Consider the following 21,559-nt stretch of genomic DNA (forward strand, 5'->3'; position numbering starts at 1 on the left):
ATTACTAAAAATTACATTATTGATTATAGAAAAATGTAAAAGACACTAGTTCACCTTCCCCAAAGGATTAAACTAGTGCCTTTCGACATAAAATAATTCAGAGGATCCACTGTATCCAGTAGTCTTTCTGTATGATTATTAAACAATTGATATATATAAAAGTCAAGACTAATCTTGTCTAATTCACTGAAATAGAAACAATTGAAATTGATTCATAATAGGGGTTGGCGACTGGATGTAGTAATGGCTACCCTTGGAATGAAAAGGATGATATCTTGAGTTCTCGATGATTCCGATTATGTAGGAGGACGTGTTCTATGTATATTTATCTGTACATTGAAGTTGCCATGAGTATATTGGCTTTAGTTGAATTACTAAAAATTACATTATTGATTATAGAAAAATGTAAAAGACACTAGTTCACCAAACGCAAAGGATTAAACTAGTGTCTTTACATTAGAAAAATACAGAAAAACCACTGTATCCAGTGGTTTTTCTATTTGGCTTTATGCAAGAATATATTTTTTTAAATTCGTGACTTGATTTCATAAACATTTCATAAATGATGAAAGAATGTTTTTGGATAAGGAGTTGTTTTTTTTGATACATAATGCTTATGCATATATCACGAGAAAGAAAGTAAAGACGAGTATCTTGTTTTTGATACTTATGATTATTCTTCTAAGTCTTTATGGATGCTTGAGTATACTTTCATCCAATTTACGAATGGAAAACCTTTAAATGATGAGTTCGATTGTAGTACAAAAAAAAGGATGGTTCTGAATTTGAAAACCAGTATTTTAATAGTTCTGTATATGAATATGATTTTGTTTCTAAGCTAGAAGATACTAAGGCAGTTTCTATTAAGCAGGGGGGTAACACTGGATTCTTTACCTGAAGAATATAAGAATGTAGTTTCAGTAGTTGGAACAAATAACACTTCAAAAAATGTTTTATTTCGTAGTGGAGTATTTACTTTAATTTCAGGAAAAAATATTAATTCTAAGGATAGAAACTCTATTCTTATTCATTTGGATCTAGCTAAAAAGAATCATTTAAAAGTAGGGGGCACAATATGTTTGAATTCTCATACTTTTACAATCAAAGGAATTTTTGAAGGTAAGAAGCATGAAACATATAAAGGTTTATCTTCGGATTTAAGTGAGAATACCGTATTTTTGGATTATCATTTTTTAGATACGAAAATGGTCCATGAAATGACAGTTTTCTCGAAGAAAGAAAGTAGGCTTAAACAAGTTTAATCCTTAAATCCATCAAGTGAATATGTTGTGTCTAAAGATACGAATGCCTATAAATCGTCTTTAGAATCTATACAAAGTATGAAGCACATGATTCAGATTCTATCTTGTTCTATCATTGTGTGTGGACTTGTTGTCTTATCTTTGGTATTGGTTCTAGGGTTAAGAGATCGCATACATGAAATGGGTGTCTTGTTGTCTATAGGAAAAAGTAAGATGGAAATCATTGTTCAATTTATATTAGAACTTGTATTTATATCCTTTCCATCAGGAATCATTCTATGTGCTTTTAGTGTAATTAAACATAATACGTTATGCTTCATATTAAGTCATGGCTTGTCGATGAGTATTATTATCGTTTCTGTACTAATGGCGAGTCTTATGATCATGATCAAAATGCGAAGCTAAAAATCTAAGTCTACAACTTCTTCCTTACTCCTTAATTATATCCCTATGCTTTTCAGCTATTGTCTCTTTAGTGTATGCCAAATCCATTAAAAATCATGTAGTTGAAATCAAAAGTGTAACCGATCAAATGATGGCATTAGATAAGAAGGCTCGTCTAGAAACTGATTCGAGTTATGAAATTGGGCAGTTGAAGGCACAAATTAATGATTTGTATGAAACACACTTCTTGATTCGATTTCCAATCTTGAATTTAAAAATAAAGAGATTCTAAGATTAGAGAAAATAAAATACAATTTCTTTAAAGGGCCAGTCACGAATTAAAAACGCCTATGCAAGTCTTAAAATCATCTTAGAAAAAATGAAATACAATGTGGGAAAATATAAAAATAGAGATGTTTATATTGATGAATGTATTGATTCACCAAAAGGAATTAAGAATTCAAAATGATTAAAAAAATGAAAAAATGTATATTGGCAAGGCAGCTCTAAATATCATTTTGTCTAATCTTATTAGTAATGCGATCAATTATACGCATGAAAAGGATACTGTTCATATTGGAATCGAACAAGGCTATTTCTTTATTCAAAATAAACAAGGTCCAACCCAATCTAAAGGAAATGGTCTAGGTTTATATATTGTTCGTAATCTATTAGATAATTATAAAATGAAATATGAAACGATTGAAGGAGAAAAATTTATCTTCAAGATTAAATTGAAGTAACAGCTCTTTTAAAGTTGTTGCATTACGTCGCGTACTAACACAAAATGCAAGTTAGAGGTGAAAACCTGCTAATTATTTATGAGATATTAAAACAATTACTGCTTCAATTACTCAAGAAAATAAAGTGGTAAAACTCATTTTGTTTGAGTAATTACCACTTTTGTTTTAGTCTAACATTTCTAGATAATTCACATTTACATATTGATTATATAATGGCTCATCATGAATTATTGCATTTTGAAAGAATTGATCGACATCTTCATAGTTTTTATCATCCATCGAAATATAGAATAAATCATCCTCGTATTTGGCTTCGATAATATAATCTTCTCCATTGATTTCTAAGGCGAGTTTACATGGCTTTTGTAGAACATAGTATAGATCAAATAGATCTATGCAGTCTGAATCAAATTGAATAAGCGAATATAAATCGAGTACGATATGTTTAATGATGGCAAGATCACCAAAGAAGTCCGAATAAATCAATCTTTGCGACTGGAATTCCTTCGCAATCAATAATAATTGAATGGCTTGATCTTCATTACCTTCTTCTACATAGATCTTTGCTAGCCTAGAATAGACTTCGGGAACAGGATCAAACGTATTCGTTGCTCCTTGTAGTAAAGGATATAAACTCTTAATGATTTGTACATATTTTGGATAATCTTTTTGTACATAATAGCCATTCTTATACATATCCGCCAATTTATAGGCTGCCACAATATTTCCTTGATCACTCGCAAGTTTATAGTAGTGAAAGGCCTTCTCATAATCGGGTTGTCCCACGCGTCCATAATAGTAAATGAAGCCTAAACATTCATAGGCATCTACATAGTTTAATTTAGCAGCCATTAAATAATAGTCTTCCGCAAGATCAAACTGTTTTTGTCCATAATACCAGACACCCAGTTCCACCATATATTCTGGATTGTTTGCTTCTTGAATTAAAAATTCTAGGGCATTTATAAACTGGATATCATCCTCGTATTTGGAATGCACCAAATCATAATAATCATCTAGAACTTGTTTTGCACTTTCGATTGTGAATGCCATACTATCTAAACCTTCTTTATTTTCTTATATTCGATTTCAAAAATTGGAATAAAAGGTTTGTTGATCTCTTTATTCCGTGATTTCTTGCTTAAGAAACCCTCCAACATCTCTTTTATGCCATTTTCAGTTAATTCATCCTCCACACAATAATATTTTGGAGAATATTGCCAAATTGAATAATTATCATTATACATTTCTTCTAGCCTTGCACAATAGGAGCGCTTGCGGTAATTAAATAAATATACAATTTCTTCATTTGTGTTGATATCCCTTAATATGGTTCCTAGTGGATAATAATTGTAGTATTGTACATTTCTAGAAACGTAAATATCTTCTTTTAGTTTCAACACTTCTTTGTTTTCTTTCTTTAACTGTTTATTCACATAACGATTCACATTCGTGTTAAAAATATATTTTAAACTATGTGGATTCGGCTCGATTTTTCTTTCTATATCTGTATTAATGAATAGATTTAAACCTTTTAACTCGATATCACCATTTGTATTTGAACACACATATCCATATATTTTATCGCCTTGAATTTTTGATAAAAAGTAAAGGGAAGTATTATATTCCACTATATCTCCTATTTCAAATGTAAATTCAATGTTTTCAAATAAAACAATATGATGTACATCACTATTTTTCAATAATTGAATCTTTCTTTGGATTTGAATCAAATCTTTGCTTGAGACTTGTTTTAAAATTCCTTTGATATTCTGGATGGGAATTCGATACACATTATTTAAATATAGATAGGAATCGCTAAAGGCACCTGTTTCCTTATCTTTATGTCCATCTTTTAAAGTATATTGAATCTTTGGATTCTTTTTCTTTGTGCTTCCCGCATACCCATACAAATAGTCTTTGTCCTTTTTGATAATCAAAAAGGGACGAATACGATGGGGGTGATTTATATCCACCAAATTATCTTCGCAAACGGGCATACGACAAAAGACAAGATATCCAGGCTGAATGGTTTGAAATAATTCGTATTGTTCATCCAAATAATTGGTAGATTTTGCGACATACGTTTGTTTCATCTTTTTTGGTGGATTTAAATCCTTCTTTTGTTTCATCTTCGTTGGAGCATTTACATTTTTCTTTGGTTTGATCTCAATTGGTTTTTTACAATGAAATAATCGTTTAAAAATTTCTATGATTCGCATACTTCTTCCTCTTAGGTATAATTCTAACACATAGGTTCAATTTTTTTCGATATCATACTATAATAATTATAACAATCTCAAGGAGAAATAAAAATATTGCCAAAGCATTTGTTTTGGCTTCTCATTGGATTGAAAAAAGGGTACGATGAATCCCTTTGAAGATATATAAAGGAGGAGTTTTTTTTGGTGCGCTTATTGGAACATGCAAATCGTTATAGTAAAGAAAAGGTTTTTGATTGTTATAAAAGAACATGTCAAAACGATTATTGGGACTATGATTCCATGACAAGAAAAGAAATGTTTGAACGCATGATTGAAACCTATACCCCTGAGTATTTAGTTTCTATTTGCACAACATGGGAATTAAAGGTATTAAGAAGATTATTACGCAACCAAGACTTAGAAGACGATCGATATCGTTTTGAAAAACATGCATTAAGCTCTAAGTTTTTATATTTTGATAAAGAATTACCTGAAGAATTCAAAAAGAATGTCAAATTAGCTGTTAAAGATATTGATTTAGATCAGAAGGCAGAAAAAGATGAACCAAGCTTAGTCATTCTTGGAATTATACGTGCCTTTGGCATCATTGAACCATCTTTGATTCAAGCCGTATGTAGTGCTTGTGCATACGATTATAAAGCCATTATTGAGGGAAAACTCTTCAATTTCTGGGCGTATTTAAAAGAAGACTATGAATTAATTGATCATAGTTTAGCTAATGAATATGTATATTGGGATTATAAAGATCTATTGTTTAACATTCGCAATTGTCGTATCGAACGCGAAAGATTCGAACCAAAATTCTTAGATCGAGACAGCTACATTTCTATCTTTTATCATGGTTTTGATGCGACAAATCCAGATATTAAAAAATTTTTTACAGCTGTTAAAAAAGAAGTGCAGGACATCACAAAGTTTAAGGATGAATTGTTCAACAATTTGCTTCGTGGTACTGTGAATGAAGAAAAGATCGATTTAATTCCATTCTTTAATGGATTCTCAGATTCTTTGACAAAGCGCTATCGCAAAGCTGTTGTACAAATTTCATTACCAAATTATTATGGACTTAGTATGAAAGGCTATAAAGAAGCACATGAGCACGTATCTTTTAATGATAAGCTTCGTGCTCTAAATGAGAAACAAACGTATGCTTATTTAGATCAAAAAGATACACGCCTATTCTATAAGTTATATTTTAGCGTCTTAGATTATGTGAATGCTTTGGAACAAATTATCCCAAATAAGAAAATTGATCCCAATAATTATATTGAACCCGATGAATTGGTCAATCTAATCGAGGTGTTCTGGAAAGAAAAAGATCGTTTTATTGATGGCTATGTTCAAAAGAATCCTTTAAATCTAACATATCGTAATTTGAATATTATAAAAGATTTTAAATATGGCATGCGCAAAAACTTTTTGTTGGCTGTCTATGAAAAGAACTATACAGTATTAAATGATGAAGGCATCAACTATATGGTCAAGGGTTTAAATGAAAACTTAGATAAATTTATTCCGGCCGAAAAAACACCTATGTTGATTCAAACTGCTATTATGCCATTTAATGGGATGATCATCTATGATGGTTTTATTTCAACGGCCGATATGCAGCTTAGCCAAAAACTTGTTTCAAAGGCATTTGAAGATTATAGTTACGGACAAAAGATTTACTCGTTGTTGCCAAAAAATATGAATTAAAAGGAGAGTTATGAGCTCATTAATACAAGAAATCAATCATTATCGAAAAGAAGTTGTGTACAGTCAATTTTTTCGGATATGTTTTCCGGATGATGTGAGTTGTGAAAAAATTACTCGTAAACAAATGGTTGAGCTAATTATTCAACAATATACACCAGAAAATATTGTAGATGTTTGTACAGTAAAATAACTAAAACTTTTAAAACGAATCGTGAAAACAATTATAAAGAAGTGGATGTTCGTAGTATACCATTTGAAAAGGTGGCGCTTTATCGAAAATATTTATTATTTAAAAATGAAATTCCAGACGAGCTGAAGGAAAGTGTTATTGAGGCTTTAAAAATTGTGGATTTTGATCAAAAAGAAAAACAAGAAGAACCTTTACTTTGTTTAATTGGATTTATTCGCAGTTGTGGAGCTATTGATCTCATGGTTGTTCAAAGGCAAGCACAAAAGTATGGCTTGGATCTTAGAAGTTTGGAAACCAATCCATTATTTAATTTCTGGACATACTATACATTTGATTATTTGATTCCAGATGATACTTATGGAGAAGCTATATTGTATTATGATTCAATTCCATATATGGATGTGATCGCAAATACGCGTCTAGACTATGAATTGATGGCTCCTGTGTTTTTAAAACCAGAAAGCTATCTGTCTATTTTCTATAATGGGTATGATGATACGGATCCAGATGTTCATGAATTATTTGATCATTTTAAAAAGAGTGAAGATGTATTTGATTTTCTAAAAATGGAACGCATTCTTGAATGTATTGAATCATGTCGTATGACTGAACATTTGATTACAATTTTTTCAAAATTAGAACAATTTGATCCGAAAACAAAAGAATTATTCAAAAAAGCTATATATAAAATGCCGATGCCATATTTAACAGGCATGGCACTGCAGCGTTATCCATCAAAATGAAAAGGTAGAAATCAAGTTTTAAGATTTCTACCTTTTTCCTATAGTTTTAATTGTTGTCTACCACAATCTTACCGGATTGAATGACTCTATTAATTTTTCTTACGTTTGAAATGTTCTCTAATGGATTTTCATTTAAACAAACTAAATCAGCCTGTTTACCAACTTCAATCGAACCATAGTCCTTTTCAACTCCAACACATCTTGCGGAATTGATCGTGGCCATCTTTAAGATATCCATGTTTGAAATATCAAGTCGAGCCAAAAGCTCCATTTCATAAGCTGTATTTGAATGGTAATTAAATGGCGTTCCTGCATCTGTGCCTAAGGCAATCTGAATACCTTTTTCATAAGCTTTCTTAACACTTTCAACATGGGCATCCTTGACTTTTAACGTCTTATCCACCATATATTGGGCTACACCATTTTCTACACCTTTATCGATAATGCATTGGGGAGCACAAAGGGTAGGGACTAAGAATGTATTATGTTCTTTCATCAGTTCTAAACATTCATCATCTAAAAAACAACCATGTTCAATGGAATCAATGCCTGCATATAAAGCGTTTTTAATACCTTGTAATCCTTGGGCATGGGTAGCTGTTTTTCTTCCGGCCTTATGTGCCTCTTCAATCATGACCTTCATTTCATCCACAGTAAACTGAGCATTGCCAGGTTCAACACCCTTAGTCATAACGCCTCCTGTAGCCATCATCTTAATCAGATCCACACCGCTTCTAAGCTGTGTACGAACGGCTTTTAAACATGCATCTTTACCATCGGCTTCAATGCCTTCTTGCCATCCATGACCGCCTGTCATACAAATAACTTTACCAGCACAATACATATGAGGTCCTTCAATCACATGGTTGTCAATGGCCTCTTTAATTTGTAGGTCATAGTTTTCTTCTGTACCTACTGCACGAATAAAAGTAACACCAGATTCTAAATATTCTTTACAGTGTTTTTGGGCATAGAAAGCTTTTTCCATTAAAGAAAATTCTTTTTTTGAGTCAAATCCAACCGGATACAAAATGTGTACGTGACAATTGAAGAAACCGGGTGTAATAACACTTTCATGAATGATATCTCCGTTTATTTCGTGATAATCTTCAATTTGAACGATTTTATCATCTTCAATAGTAATTAATTGATCGAGCTTAGGTGTATCACTAATACCATCAATTAAAGTTTGGGCATGAATATATAGCTTTGTCACTTTACAATCACTCCATCTTTAATGACCTTATCAATTTTACGAACATTTGAAATAGCATCCAATGGATTTTCTTCAAGACAAACGAGATCGGCATGTTTACCCACTTCTAAAGTTCCATAATCATCTAAAACACCTAAACAATCAGCTGAATTGTGTGTCGCAATTTTTAAAATATCCATACGATCTACACCGTATTTCTCCATTAATTCCATTTCATAAGCGGTGTTGTTATGGTAGTTGAATGGTGTACCACCATCTGTACCTAGGGCAATCTTTAATCCTTGGGCATAGGCTTTTTTAAAACTTTCTACGTGTGCATCCTTAACATAGATTGCCTTTTTAACCATATAGTCAGCAATACCTGCTTCAATACCATTTTCTACAATGCATTGAGGAGCAACTAAAGTAGGAACTAAATAAGTACCGTGTTCTTTCATAAAATCCAAGCATTCTTGATCTAAGAAGATTCCGTGTTCTATTGAATCAATACCAGCATATAGAGCATTTTTTATGCCTTGTGTTCCTTGGGCATGGGTAGCTGTTTTTCTTCCAGCTTTATGTGCTTCTTCAATAATGACAGCCATTTCTTCTTGTGTTAATTGAGCACTTCCTGGCTCAACCCCTTTGGTCATAACTCCACCTGTAGCCATGATTTTAATTATATCGACACCTTCTTTAAGAAGGGTACGAGCTGCTTTTCGACATTCATCCTTGCCATCGGCTTCAATTCCATCTTGCCAACCATGACCGCCTGTCATACAAATGCATCTTCCAGCACACAACATATGTGGTCCTTGAATGAGTCCAGAATCAATACAGTCACGAATCTGCATATCATAATCGTTGGCAGTACCTAAAACACGGATAAAAGTAACTCCTGAATGAAGGTAGTCTTCACAGTGTTTATGCGTATAGAATGCTTTCTCCATCAAACTAAACTTTTTATCGGTCCCAAAGCCAACCGGTTCCATAATGTGAACGTGGCAGTTAAAAAAACCAGGGGTAACGACATTGGCATGAATGACTTCTTCATTTGTTTCATGATATTCTTCAATGGAAACAATTTTTCCATCTTCAATTGAAATCAATTGATCTTTCTTTGGTGTATCATTCACTCCATCAATCATTATTTTTGCGTGTACGACTAATTTGCTCATAATTAAAACTCCTTTTTAAGTGATTATGAACCTTGAAAGAGAAATATGCAAGTAGTTTCAGAAAATTAATGTAAAAAAGAGGGAATCCTTGGATTCCCTACAACATAGATTTAAATAAAATGTCGTTATAGTCTGGTAAAGGCCAGTCTTCTTTAGAAACATTGGTTTCAATCACATCCGTCAATTGACGAATCGTTTCCATTAACGGAAGTAATTCATCGGCCGCAAAACGAGCAGCTTGTTTTTCTGTTGTGGTTTCTTTGTTGATCAATGCTTCTAATGTATCTAAGTGATTGGATACTAATTCTAGAGGTGTATTGATGTTTTTTAAGATTTTAACTTCTAATGGTGCCTCAATGCCACTTGATTTTTTTGTTTGAATGATTTGAGCCAATTTAGCTTCATAACTAAAGATAGCAGGTAAGATTTGTTTTCGTAACATATAAGCCATTGTTTTAGCTTCAATTTGAACTACTTGGTAGTAGTTTGTGAGTAGGATACTTTCACGAGCATGCAATTCACTTGCAGAATATACATTGTGTTTTTCAAATAATTGTAGATTCTTTGGATCTGTATAGTGAGGAAGTGCATCCGCTGTTGTTTTAAGTTCTAATAAGCCACGTTTTTGTGCTTCCTTTTTCCATACATCGGAATATCCATTTCCAGAGAAAATGATACGCTTATGATTCTTTAATGTCTTTTGAATCAACGCAATTAAGGATTTTGTCATATCTTTTTGTTTAACACATTCCAATTCATCCGCAAACTGTGTTAATTCTTCGGCTACGATTGTATTTAAAATAGTGTTTGGACAAGAAATGTTTAAGTTGGATCCAAGCATTCTGAATTCGAATTTATTACCTGTAAATGCGAATGGAGAAGTACGGTTACGGTCTGTAGAATCTTTTGCGATTGGAGGAAGGGTAGAAACACCAAGTTCCAATTTACGATCGATTGTATCTACATATTCATTTCCAGCTTCAATGGCTTCAAGAATGGCAGTTAGTTCTTCACCTAAATAGATAGAGATAATAGCGGGTGGAGCTTCATCTGCACCTAAACGGTGGTCGTTTCCGGCACTGGCAACAGAGATTCTTAATAAATCCTGGTATTCGTCTACACCTTTGATGATGGCAGCTAGAACGGTTAAGAAACGAATATTGTCTTTTGGCGAATCACCTGGTTCTAAAATGTTTTCTCCTTCTTCTGTACAGAAAGACCAGTTGTTGTGTTTACCACTACCATTGACACCATCAAATGGTTTTTCATGTAGTAAACATACCAATCCATGATGAGAAGCTACTTTTTGTAGAACTTCCATAGTCAATTGGTTTTGGTCATTCGCAATATTTGTTGATGTAAATACAGGCGCCAATTCAAACTGACATGGAGCTACTTCTTTGTGTTCGGTCTTGGCATAAACACCTAATTTCCAAAGTTCTTCATCGACTTCTTCCATATAAGCTTTTACTCGTTCAGATAAACTACCAAAGTAGTGATCATCTAATTCTTGACCTTTTACGGGAGCCGCACCAAATAATGTTCTTCCTGTTACTAATAAGTCTAGACGTTCTTTGAACATGTCTTCATCAATCAAGAAATATTCTTGTTCTGGACCTACTGTTGTTTTGATTTTATGAATGTTGTAACCCATAATGTTTAATAAACGAACAGCTGCTTTGTTTAAGGCATCATTACTTCTCAATAATGGTGTTTTCTTATCCAAAGCACTACCATCATAAGAGCAGAATAAGGTTGGAATATATAAAGTTTTTTCTTTGACAAAAGCTAGAGAAGTTGGATCCCATGCGGTATATCCTCTGGCTTCAAAAGTGGCACGCAATCCTCCGCTTGGAAAACTTGAGGCATCGGGTTCACCTTTGATTAATTCTTTTCCTCTAAAATCTGAAATAACAGATGTTGGCCCTGTTGGATTGATAAACGCATCATGCTTTTCAGCCGTAATACCTGTCATGGGTTGGAACCAGTGCGTATAGTGAGTTGCACCCTTATCCATAGCCCAGTCTTTCATGGCGTTTGCGACTACATCTGCGATCTCTTTAGGAAGTTCCTTTCCTTTTTCCATCACATCCATCATTTGTTTGTAGACGGCATGAGGCAAGTATCTTTGCATAGCAGATGTACTGAATACGTCACATCCAAAATATTCATCGACAATTTTCATTTTTCTAGTATCCTCCTGTCGCGTATATAATATCATTATTTTCACAAATGTTTTGAGAAATTTTTCTTTTTTTCAAAAAAATTCCTTTTTTTGTATATGAGTATGTAGGAAATGCCTGCTAGAATTGAGACGTTCATGCGTAACGCAAATTTATTAATTGATTTCGCCTTCAAGTATGTTTTTGGCGAATATTGTAAAGAGGCTAATGATGCCTTAAAATCATTACTTACGGTATTTTCAGAAAGGAAAGTCCATCATGTGGATGTTAAAAATTCAGATATGGTAAAAGACTATAGTAAAATGAAGAATTCAAGGTTGAATTAGATAATCAAACGATGGTGGATTTAGAAATGCAGTTAAGACAAACTCAAGATCATCTGCCAATTCGCTTTAGTTATTATTTGACTAGACTTCATGGCTTGACAAGAATTGGAAGGAAAATATTATGGAGAGTTAAAGGAGAAAATTGTCTAATTGTTCTTTAATGTGAATTTAATTGATAATCATAGAATGTGTAACTCATGCACATTGAAAAACGAGGATGGCTTATCTTTTGTGAAATAAAAAACGGATGCTGAAGAAAACAGATCAAGAATATGATACTTCGCCTTTCTAATACAATGGATAAAAAGTCTGTAGCTTTCGTTATGAATGTATCTGTGGTTGAAATTAAAAAGTATATATAAAAAAGAAAAGTCACTATTTGTGACTTTCTTTGTTTTCTAGACTGGCCTTAACTAAACCCACAAATAATGGGTGTGGACGGTTGGGTCTAGATTTAAATTCAGGATGATATTGTACACCAATGTAGAAAGGGTGATTCTTATACTCAATTGCTTCAACCAATTGTTTATCCGGACTTGTTCCGACAATCATCATATCGTTACGTTCAAATTCAGAACGATATTCGTTGTTGAATTCATAACGATGACGATGTCTTTCATCAATCATATCTTTTTTGTAGCAAGACCAAATATTTGTATCGGCTCTTAATGAACATGGATAAGATCCTAAACGCATGGTTCCACCTTTACGAATATCATTACTTTGATCTTCCATGAAATCAATGATTGTATGTTTACTTTGTGGATCAAATTCAAAAGAGTTGGCATCCTTTAAACCTAGTGCACCGCGAGCAAAGGCAATGGCTGCAATCTGCATACCTAAACAGATACCTAAATAAGGAATTTGTTTTTGTCTTGCGTAAGAAGCTACACTGATCATACCTTCAATACCACGATCTCCAAAACCACCAGGTAAAATGATTCCATCAGTATCTTTAAAGACTTCATCTAAGTTGGCATTTTCTAAGCCTTCTGAATCGATCCATTGAATGTTGACTTTGGCATGATTTTCAAAACCACCATGATACAAGGCTTCACTGACTGATAAATAGGCATCGTGTAAGGCCACATATTTGCCAACTAGGGCAATATTTACAGGTTTTGTGCTTGCCTTAATGTTGTCGACAACTTGTTGCCACTCACTTAAATCCGGTTTACGAACTTCAAGACCTGTCTTTTCACAGACGATATCCGCAAGATTTTGTTCTTCTAACATAAATGGTACTTCATATAGAGAAGGAAGTGTCTTATTTTGAATGACACAACGTTTTTCAACATTACAGAATAATGAAATTTTGTCTAATACAGACTGCGGAATGGTTTCATCACAACGCGCCACAATGATATCTGGATTGATGCCATAAGACTGTAATTCTTTTACGGAATGTTGAGTTGGTTTTGATTTATATTCCTGTGAACCCGAAATATAAGGGATGTAAGTGACATGGATGAAGAGACAGTTTTTACGACCAACCTCTAAGGCAACCTGACGAATGGATTCTAGAAATGGTAAGCTTTCAATATCGCCAGTCGTACCACCAATCTCGGTAATTACGACATCGGCAGCTGCATGTTCTCCTGCACGAATTACGAAACTCTTGATTTCATTGGTAATATGAGGAATAACTTGAACGGTTTCACCAAGATATTTTCCATCACGCTCTTTATTGATGACATTCCAATAGACACGTCCAGTGGTAAGATTGGAATACGTGTGTAGGTTTTCATCAATGAAACGTTCATAATGGCCTAAATCCAGGTCGGCTTCTAATCCATCATCTGTGACATATACTTCACCATGTTGGAAAGGGGACATTGTTCCTGGATCCACATTGATATAGGGATCAAGCTTTTGACTTGTTACCTTGTAGCCGCGGGACTTTAAAAGACGGCCAAGACTGGCTGCACTGATACCTTTACCTAGACCAGAAACAACACCTCCTGTTACGAAAATGTACTTTGTACTCATTTGTTTCACCTCTACTTTTTTCTTTTAACTCGTGAATTTTACACCTATGAAAAAAAGATGTAAATAAAAAATTTAAAAAAATGATTTTCAATGTAAAAGATAGTATAATAAATTCGATTGAGGTGGTTTTGATGAACCTACATGAAAAAGAAAAAATGTACCAAAGACTCATTATTTTAACCTTATTAATCTGTATGGTTATCTATTATTTTGAAAAAATCGTTGATTTTTTGGCATGGATTGGTGCAATGTGTCTGCCATTTTTATTTGGTGCAGGACTTGCCTTTGTGTTTAATATTATATCGAACAATCTCATGTGCTCTTTAATCAAATGGTTTGATATTAAAGATACAAAAATTAAAAGAGTCTTATCTAACATTTTATCCATCTTCATTGTGTTTGCTGTATTTGCCGCCTTTGTCGGTATTGTCATACCTAAGATTCTATTTTCGATTCAATTGTTGATGTCAAACTTCCCACAAATGATCTATGAATTCTATATATGGCTTTTAGATATCACAAAACATGTAGATGTAGTGCACAACTTTTTACAACACTTAGATATCAATGCCTTTAGTACATTTGCGATTGATAATGTGAGTAAAAAAATCAGTTCCTGGCTTGTATCTGGAGGAGCCAATGATATATTTGGTTCCATTTTTATGATTTTATCCACTACATTTTCTTGGTTTGCGCAAGCCTTTATCGCAATCGTATTCTCGTTTCTATTGTTGTTTAATAAAAAACAAGTGGTTCGTGAAACAAAATCTTTATTAAAGGCCTATCTTCCAGAAAAGGATTATGAAAAAACACGCCACGTATTAAAGCTGATCATTCGTATTTTTACAAGTTATGTAGGCGGAACCTGTTTGGAATGCTTGATTTTAGCCAGTTTAGTTACTGCAGGATCTTTGATTATGAAGATTCCATATGCATTTTTAATAGGTCTAGTCGTTGGTATTGGAGCTCTTGTGCCAATGTTTGGCGCCTTGGTTGCAGCTCTATTATGTACTTTCTTTCTTGCGATAACATCTCCAGTACAAGGCTTTACATTCATTATTATGTTTATTTGTATTCAACAAGTTGAAGGAAACTTTATCTATCCGCACGTCGTTGGTAAGTCTGTAGGCTTTCCGCCTGTGTATATCATTGTGGCCATCACCATTGGAGCCAATGTAGCAGGTATTATTGGAATCATCATTTTTATTCCAATTTGTTCATGCATCTATCAGCTGGTAAGTGAAGATGTGTTAACTAGGCTTCAAAAAGTGAAAGAAGTATCCGATTAATTTGACATAAATGATGTCTATTTAAGCTGTATCCTTTGAGTATAGAAAGAAGGGTACAATATGAACGCAGAAAAAAGATTAGCTATGGATTTATTAGATGCTGTATGGAAAGAAGATGTACAAGGAGTTGAAAACTGCCTAGAACTTGGAGCAAGTCCAAGCTGGGTATTTAATGGATATCCTATCTTGATGCATGCCATCAGCATTGGAAATGAAGAAATTGTAAATATTTTAATTGATGCCGGAGCCATTCAGAAACAAGAAGCTTTAGGCTTTGCGCTTGAAAGAGGGATTGGTCAAATGATACGTCCACTTGTATTTCGTGGTATTGTTCCTAAATATTTTGAACCAAAAAAAGGCTTTGGCTACTATCCCCAAAGATTTTGCAGCACGCACTAAAAGGAGATAAAAAAATGAATCGAACAAACTTATGCATTCGCATGTTACAACTATTAAAGGCAAGAGGGAAAATGAACACAACACAGCTTGCGACAGAACTTGAAGTCAATCCACGTAACATTCGTGAATTTAAAAAAGAGCTTGTATTAGCTGGATATAATGTAGAAGAAGTAAAGGGACGTTATGGAGGATACATCTTAAATGATAAATACGATCTTCCTGTCACTATTTTTAGTGACGAACAAAAGGATGCTTTGGTGCAATCCTATAAGTTTATGCGTACACAAAAAGACTTTAAACCCCTTCCACTATATTGTGATGCGATGGATAAGATTATTTCGACAAGCAAGATTTCATCTAACGATTCCTTACACTATATGTCCAATTCTATGGAATTAGACGAAAAGATCTCCCACATGATTGATAAGACGCAACAAGCCATGAACCATGGTCTTTGCGTTCTTTTGTCGTACCAGTCTTTACAGGATGAAGCCCCTAAACAATTTGAGGTTGAACCCTATGAAATCATTCACTACCATAAGTCGTATTATTTAATTGGTTTTTCTTTATTAAGAAAAGACTATCGCATGTACCGTTTTAGTTCGCAACGTATGTTTTCATGTGAAATTTCATCGAGACACTTTATTCGAGATAATCACTTTCATTTAAGCAACTACATCGGGGAACATTCTTTGATTCCTTTAGATTTAAAACTTGTGTCAGTGAGAGTTTACCATGAAAATAATGGGCTTCGTTTATTTAAAGAAAAATATTGGGGCAATAAACTACAAGCCATCAATAAACAAGAAGCGTACACAGACTTTGAGTTCTATACAGACGACATGTCAAACTTGTATCAGTCTTTGTTTTCTATGAGTGATCAAATGGAGATTTTAAATCCTGAAGATGTAAAAATTGCTTATTTGTCGCGTGTTCAAAAAATATTAAATGCGTATAGGGATGAAAAGAATTAAAAATTGAAGTACAATAGATATGGTGAATTTTTTATGTTACATGTATCAGATTTAATGCGTGAAATGAAATGTGACTGTTTTTGTTGGAACAGCGCCCACAATTCACTTCACCAGGAAAGTTTTTATAAAATGGATTGTCCATTCTCCGATCTATGGCGAAATTATTTAAATGCGAATGAGTGTGGCTTAGGTCATTCCATGGATTCAAACGAACAATCTTTAAAATTATTAGAAGAAAACGAAGTTGTATGTTTTGCACGCTTTGAATATAAGGAGTGTCGTACAAAGATTCCATATCTAAAAAAATTAGAGAATGGATATATGGCCGTGTATCCACATTTGAGTGCGTATCCTAAAGAAAATGAAGCATTGATCATGAAGGTCAATCAAATGATTCTTTCGCATTGTGGCGTTAACATTGTCGAAAATCGCATTGTCTATTTAAATAAAGAATATGTTCGTCAGGATGCGTTGGATTTAAATGAACTGTTATGTATCAGCGACAAACTATTCAATAAGCGTAACCACTTATCGAAAACAATTGCCGAATGTATGGATGAAGTGGAAGTGGATTTGGATAGTTGGATTGAAAGAACAAAAGAAATTTTAAATCGACCAAGTGTTACGCCAGTACGCACAAAACAATGTACAGCTTTAAGAAGGTGCAACTATTATTCTGTCTGTTTTGATGAATCTAATGAACCAGATGACTCGATTTTATTCTTTACAACCAATCAACATAAGCTGGATGCGTATGATCGTGGTATTCGTCATATTCATGAGTTGCCATTGAATCAAATTGAAGGATTCCGCCTTCAATATGCGCAATATATGGCTAGTAAAACGCAAAAACCATTTATGGATCGTGCCGCTTTACAGGTATGGATGAAACAAATCAAATATCCAATTTCGTATTTGGATTTTGAATGGGATACCTTTGCGGTGCCACCCTATAAGAATATGAAGCCTTTTGACGTATTATGTTTTCAATATAGTCTTCATGTAGAAACTTCGGATGGAAATTTAACCCATTATAACTTCTTTGAATCCAAAGATTGCCGTCGGCATTTTATTGAACAATTGATCAAAGACCTTCCTAAAACGGGAACGATTCTTGTTTATAATATGGAGGGAGCTGAAAAGCTGAGATTGAAACAATTAGCGAGTCAATTTGAAGAATATAGGGAAGAATTAGAGTCGATTTGTTTAAGAATGGTGGATTTATCAAAACCATTTGAGGCAGGACTCTACTACAATTCAAAAATGCGTGGTCATTATTCTTTGAAGAGTATATTGCCTGTATTCTCAAAAGATGTTTCTTATCATGATTTGGATATCCAAAATGGTTTAAATGCCGTGTTTGCGTATCGTACATATGATGAGAAGGACGAAGAAGAGAAAAAAGAAGTAAAAGAAGCTATTTCAACATATTGTCAGATGGATACATATGCAGAATATGTTGTATATCATGGCTTGATCAAGGAGGTAGAAAAAGATGCCTAATATTATTACTCATACTTTATTTGCACAGGAAATCTTTGATAAGGTGGATGAAAACACGCATGATTTATTTGAACCTAGACTTCACTTATTGGAAATTGGTTCGAATGGCCCGGACTTTTTATTCTTTCATGGTATGAATCCAAAAGATTTTTTTAAAAAGAGTGATTTACGTGTTTCAGGAAGTATGTTTCATGCGGGTCATGTGAATGAATTTTATCAAAAAGCTTTGATTTCCATTCGTAATGAAACAGATGAAGAAATAAAGAAAGATATGATGACTTATGTTTGTGGACATTTATGTCACTGGGCATTAGATGCGACAAGCCATCCATATGTGTTCTATCGCACGGGAACTTGCAAAGGCAAGAGTGCATGGTACCATCATCGTTTTGAATCGTTGATTGATGCGATCATGTTGAAGGTGAAAAAAAAATGTACGATTGAAGATTTTAAATTCTATGAAATCAGTGATGCATCTAAAGAAGAAGCTCGTGCCATTGCACGTATTTATGTGCCTGCGATCCGTCAGATTCTAGGTTTTGAAATCAAGCCTCATCAAATCATGGAAAGCTTGAAGGATTGGCACTTTATTGAATCCTTATTCTATGATGCTTATGGAGATAAGCTAAAGGCACTTCAAACATTAGAGACTTTCACCAAAGCCTACAATTCATTGTCTGGATATATCGTACCTAATGAGCCGGATGATCCATATGATGTAATGAATTTATTACATACACGTTGGGTACATCCAAGTGATGATACATTGGTTTCAACAGAAAGTTTCTTCGACTTATACGATAAAGCCCAACTTCTTGCGATGGAGGCAATTCGCTTATTCTTAGCAGCATGTGAAAATCCAGATTTAGATGGTGATTTATTAAATCTAATTCAAGATCGTAACTATAATTTGGGTACAAATGATCGCAAGGAAATGATAAATTTTGATTTAATTTACGAAAAATAGGTGGAAGGGTTTACAAGTTTACAAATTAGGCGTATTATAAAGACGGTAAGAGAAAGAAAGTATGGCTCACCTTTCGACTCAATATCCATCTTGTGTGTATATATCCTTCCTTAAAACACATAAGAAATTACTTTATCGATCCTTTCGATGAGAGAAAGCACTTCGGTGCTTTTTTTCTTTTTCTTGACAATTTTTTTGCGTGATATAAAATAATTTAGGTTATACATACAATTTAAAAGGAGTTAATAAACATGATTAGTTCAAATGATTTAAAACCAGGTCTTACAATTTTAGTCGATGGAGAAATCTATACGGTTTTAGAAGCATCACAAAATAAAACAGCTCGTAGTGCCATGGTTGTTAAGGCGAAAGTTCGTAATGTTCGTACTGGAAGTAATGTTGAATTGTCTTGGGGTGGTGGCGAAAAGGTTGAACCAGCTCAGATTGAAAAAAGAGAAATGCAGTATTTATATGATACAGATGAAGCTATGGTATTTATGGACAATGAAACATATGACCAGGTTGAAATTCCTATGGATCGTTTAAAATGGGAAAGAAACTTTATTGTTCCAAATTCAAACGTAAATATTTCTAGCTATGAAGGTGAAATCTTAGGTGTTATTTTACCGGATAAAGCAACATTGAAAGTTGTTGAATGCGAACAGGCGGTAAAGGGAGACACAGCTACAAGTGCTAGTAAAAATGCTGTATTAGAAACTGGATTAGAAGTTAAAGTTCCTTTATTCATCAACCAAGATGAAATGATCGTTGTCAACACAAACGACGGAAAATATTCAGGACGTGCAAAATAGGCAATCGCCTATTTTTCTTTTTTTGCCAGATAGTGTATAATAGTAAGGAATGTTTAGGAGGTACTTATGACTCAACTTTCAAGAAAACAAAAGTATCAAGAACTTAGAGATCGTTTAGATGAAGAAACAACTGCTGCTCAAGCGCAGCCAGTGAAACTACAAAGATTATCGCGTGTAGATAGTGGCTCACATGCCAACAAACCATTGTATCCACATGATACAGTGCGTGTTTCACCTACTGTAAAAGAAATGCCTACATCTCCAGTGATGGAAGATCTGCTTGGAGAAGTGAAGCAATATAATATTGATAATGGTAACCGTATCACAGATGATACACAGATCAATATTTTAAAACAGTTAGACACAACAAGTAGTGATACAATGAAGAGAAATCAACATGTGATTCCTATGGATACAGATGATGAAGATTTAGGTTCAACAATGAAGATTTCAAAACCAAGACAAACAATCACTCGTCAAGAACCTAAAGAAGAAAAAATCGTTCTTACAAGTCAGGATGTAGAGGATGTTAAAAAGCCATTGGATGATGAATTGGATTTGATGTATCTTTCTCATGATGATTTTGATAAAACGGAAGAACAACCTAAAAAGGATAAGAAGAAAAAGTCAAAGCGCAAAAAAGAAAAGCGTGATGAACTTGAATCTATGCCTAGCGCAAAAATGCGTATGAAAACTTCTGATTTTGAAAAGGCTAGTAGTCATAAAGAAAAGAAGAGCTCAGAAATCGTATTGAATGTCGTTTTAGCTATATTGATCTTAGCTTTAGTTGCGATCATCGGCTATTTAGTATGGACATTTAAGAATATTTAATGAGGATGGACATGAAAAAAATTAATATTGCGATTGATGGCCCTAGCGGGGTCGGTAAAAGTACGATTGCGGATATTGTTGCAGAAAAGTTAAATATGCGCCATTTAGATACGGGTGCTATGTATCGTTGTGTGGCGTATAAAACTTTAAAAGATGGAGTCAATATTCAAGATGAAAAGGCAATGTCAGATTTGATGGACACAATTGACATTCATTTTGATGAAGATAACCATGTATATTTAGATGGGGAAGATGTATCTAAAGAAATTCGTATGAATAATGTATCTATGCAGGCTAGTAAAACAAGTCAGCTTGGTATTGTACGTAAAAAATTAGTGAATCTTCAACAAAAAGTATGTGCCAATAAAGGCTTTATTGTAGATGGTAGAGACATTTGTTCTGTTGTTTTGCCAGATGCAGAAGTAAAAATCTTTATGAGTGCATCGAGTAAGGCTAGAGCCCAAAGAAGATATGATGAATATATTTCAAAGGGAATCGATGCTGATTATGAAACGATCTATCAGGATATTGTCGCAAGAGACTATCAGGATATGCATCGTGAAATTTCGCCTTTAGTAAAAACAGAAGATGCGATTGAAATTGATACTTCTGATTTAACAATTGATGAAGTCGTTTCAAAAGTATTAGATATAGTTGGATAATGTAGA

The 21,559-nt window shown here is 33.7% G+C and carries 19 protein-coding genes and 1 pseudogene; 14 read left to right on the plus strand and 6 right to left on the minus strand.

What is annotated here, in order from left to right; translation table 11 throughout:
* Positions 1-1,349 precede the first annotated feature (1,349 nt).
* Together LJE08_RS03520 and LJE08_RS03525 are read left to right on the plus strand one after the other, a co-directional pair.
* The gene (locus LJE08_RS03520) at positions 1,350-1,667 is read left to right on the plus strand and encodes an FtsX-like permease family protein (RefSeq protein ID WP_306666106.1); all 318 of its coding nucleotides are present in this window, start codon (positions 1,350-1,352) and stop codon (positions 1,665-1,667) included.
* Positions 1,660-2,389 (plus strand): annotated as a pseudogene (locus tag LJE08_RS03525) (sensor histidine kinase); the annotation flags it as partial. The gene LJE08_RS03520 and the pseudogene LJE08_RS03525, both read left to right, overlap by 8 nt.
* A gap of 165 nt (positions 2,390-2,554) precedes the next feature.
* Here LJE08_RS03525 and LJE08_RS03530 read toward each other — a convergent pair.
* Positions 2,555-3,442 (minus strand): tetratricopeptide repeat protein, encoded by an 888-nt coding sequence (locus LJE08_RS03530; RefSeq protein WP_227402427.1) that lies wholly within the window; start codon positions 3,440-3,442, stop codon positions 2,555-2,557.
* A 5-nt stretch (positions 3,443-3,447) separates the two neighbouring features.
* Positions 3,448-4,611 carry a hypothetical protein gene (locus tag LJE08_RS03535; RefSeq protein WP_227402428.1) on the minus strand — a complete coding sequence of 388 codons (1,164 nt, stop codon included), beginning with the start codon at positions 4,609-4,611 and terminating at the stop codon, positions 3,448-3,450.
* A 183-nt stretch (positions 4,612-4,794) separates the two neighbouring features.
* Between LJE08_RS03535 and LJE08_RS03540 the strand changes: the two genes are divergently transcribed.
* The 3 genes from LJE08_RS03540 to LJE08_RS03550 are packed head-to-tail and all read left to right on the plus strand — an operon-like array spanning position 4,795 to position 7,245.
* Entirely contained in the window at positions 4,795-6,312 is a 1,518-nt protein-coding gene (locus LJE08_RS03540) for a hypothetical protein (protein WP_117926845.1), read from the plus strand.
* Positions 6,313-6,322: 10 nt separating this feature from the next.
* Positions 6,323-6,502, plus strand: coding sequence for a hypothetical protein (locus LJE08_RS03545; protein WP_117926844.1), 180 nt, complete (start codon positions 6,323-6,325; stop codon positions 6,500-6,502).
* The gene (locus tag LJE08_RS03550) at positions 6,487-7,245 is read left to right on the plus strand and encodes a hypothetical protein (protein ID WP_227402429.1); all 759 of its coding nucleotides are present in this window, start codon (positions 6,487-6,489) and stop codon (positions 7,243-7,245) included. The genes LJE08_RS03545 and LJE08_RS03550 overlap by 16 nt, the downstream gene beginning before the upstream one ends.
* 46 nt (positions 7,246-7,291) lie before the next feature.
* Here LJE08_RS03550 and LJE08_RS03555 read toward each other — a convergent pair whose 3' ends face one another.
* The 3 genes from LJE08_RS03555 to LJE08_RS03565 form a co-directional block, all read right to left on the minus strand.
* Positions 7,292-8,461 (minus strand): amidohydrolase family protein, encoded by a 1,170-nt coding sequence (locus LJE08_RS03555; RefSeq protein ID WP_227402430.1) that lies wholly within the window; start codon positions 8,459-8,461, stop codon positions 7,292-7,294.
* Positions 8,458-9,618, minus strand: a complete 1,161-nt coding sequence (locus tag LJE08_RS03560; RefSeq protein ID WP_227402431.1) for an amidohydrolase family protein — start codon at positions 9,616-9,618, stop codon at positions 8,458-8,460. Before LJE08_RS03560 ends, LJE08_RS03555 begins: the two co-directional genes overlap by 4 nt.
* Positions 9,619-9,715: 97 nt before the next feature.
* Positions 9,716-11,803: a glutamine synthetase III gene (locus LJE08_RS03565; RefSeq protein ID WP_117924805.1), complete on the minus strand. Its 2,088-nt coding sequence runs from the start codon at positions 11,801-11,803 to the stop codon at positions 9,716-9,718.
* Between the two features lie 111 nt (positions 11,804-11,914).
* Between LJE08_RS03565 and LJE08_RS03570 the strand changes: the two genes are divergently transcribed.
* Positions 11,915-12,127: an Rpn family recombination-promoting nuclease/putative transposase gene (locus LJE08_RS03570; RefSeq protein WP_227402432.1), complete on the plus strand. Its 213-nt coding sequence runs from the start codon at positions 11,915-11,917 to the stop codon at positions 12,125-12,127.
* A gap of 375 nt (positions 12,128-12,502) precedes the next feature.
* Here LJE08_RS03570 and LJE08_RS03575 read toward each other — a convergent pair whose 3' ends face one another.
* The gene (locus tag LJE08_RS03575; protein WP_117924807.1) at positions 12,503-14,116 is read right to left on the minus strand and encodes a CTP synthase; all 1,614 of its coding nucleotides are present in this window, start codon (positions 14,114-14,116) and stop codon (positions 12,503-12,505) included.
* Between the two features lie 131 nt (positions 14,117-14,247).
* Between LJE08_RS03575 and LJE08_RS03580 the strand changes: the two genes are divergently transcribed.
* The 8 genes from LJE08_RS03580 (at position 14,248) to cmk (ending at position 21,553) form a co-directional block, all read left to right on the plus strand.
* Entirely contained in the window at positions 14,248-15,405 is a 1,158-nt protein-coding gene (locus LJE08_RS03580; RefSeq protein WP_186999260.1) for an AI-2E family transporter, read from the plus strand.
* 60 nt (positions 15,406-15,465) lie between these two features.
* Positions 15,466-15,804, plus strand: a complete 339-nt coding sequence (locus tag LJE08_RS03585) for an ankyrin repeat domain-containing protein (protein WP_227402433.1) — start codon at positions 15,466-15,468, stop codon at positions 15,802-15,804.
* A gap of 14 nt (positions 15,805-15,818) precedes the next feature.
* On the plus strand, positions 15,819-16,778 hold the full coding sequence (locus tag LJE08_RS03590) for a YafY family protein (protein WP_227402434.1): 960 nt from the start codon (positions 15,819-15,821) through the stop codon (positions 16,776-16,778).
* Positions 16,779-16,811: 33 nt separating this feature from the next.
* A complete protein-coding gene (locus tag LJE08_RS03595; protein WP_227402435.1) occupies positions 16,812-18,281 on the plus strand; it encodes a DUF2779 domain-containing protein in 1,470 nt (489 codons plus the stop codon).
* Complete coding sequence (locus LJE08_RS03600) at positions 18,274-19,248, plus strand: zinc dependent phospholipase C family protein (RefSeq protein WP_117924817.1); 975 nt, start codon at positions 18,274-18,276, stop codon at positions 19,246-19,248. Before LJE08_RS03595 ends, LJE08_RS03600 begins: the two co-directional genes overlap by 8 nt.
* A 251-nt stretch (positions 19,249-19,499) precedes the next feature.
* Positions 19,500-20,060, plus strand: coding sequence for an elongation factor P (gene efp / locus LJE08_RS03605; RefSeq protein ID WP_117924819.1), 561 nt, complete (start codon positions 19,500-19,502; stop codon positions 20,058-20,060).
* 66 nt (positions 20,061-20,126) lie between these two features.
* Positions 20,127-20,891, plus strand: a complete 765-nt coding sequence (locus LJE08_RS03610; protein ID WP_117924821.1) for a hypothetical protein — start codon at positions 20,127-20,129, stop codon at positions 20,889-20,891.
* An 11-nt stretch (positions 20,892-20,902) separates the two neighbouring features.
* Entirely contained in the window at positions 20,903-21,553 is a 651-nt protein-coding gene (gene cmk / locus LJE08_RS03615; RefSeq protein WP_117924823.1) for a (d)CMP kinase, read from the plus strand.
* The last annotated feature ends 6 nt before the right edge of the window (positions 21,554-21,559 follow it).

The organism is Holdemanella sp. DFI.5.55, assembly GCF_020593575.1.
Classification (GTDB): domain Bacteria; phylum Bacillota_I; class Bacilli_A; order Erysipelotrichales; family Erysipelotrichaceae; genus Holdemanella; species Holdemanella hominis.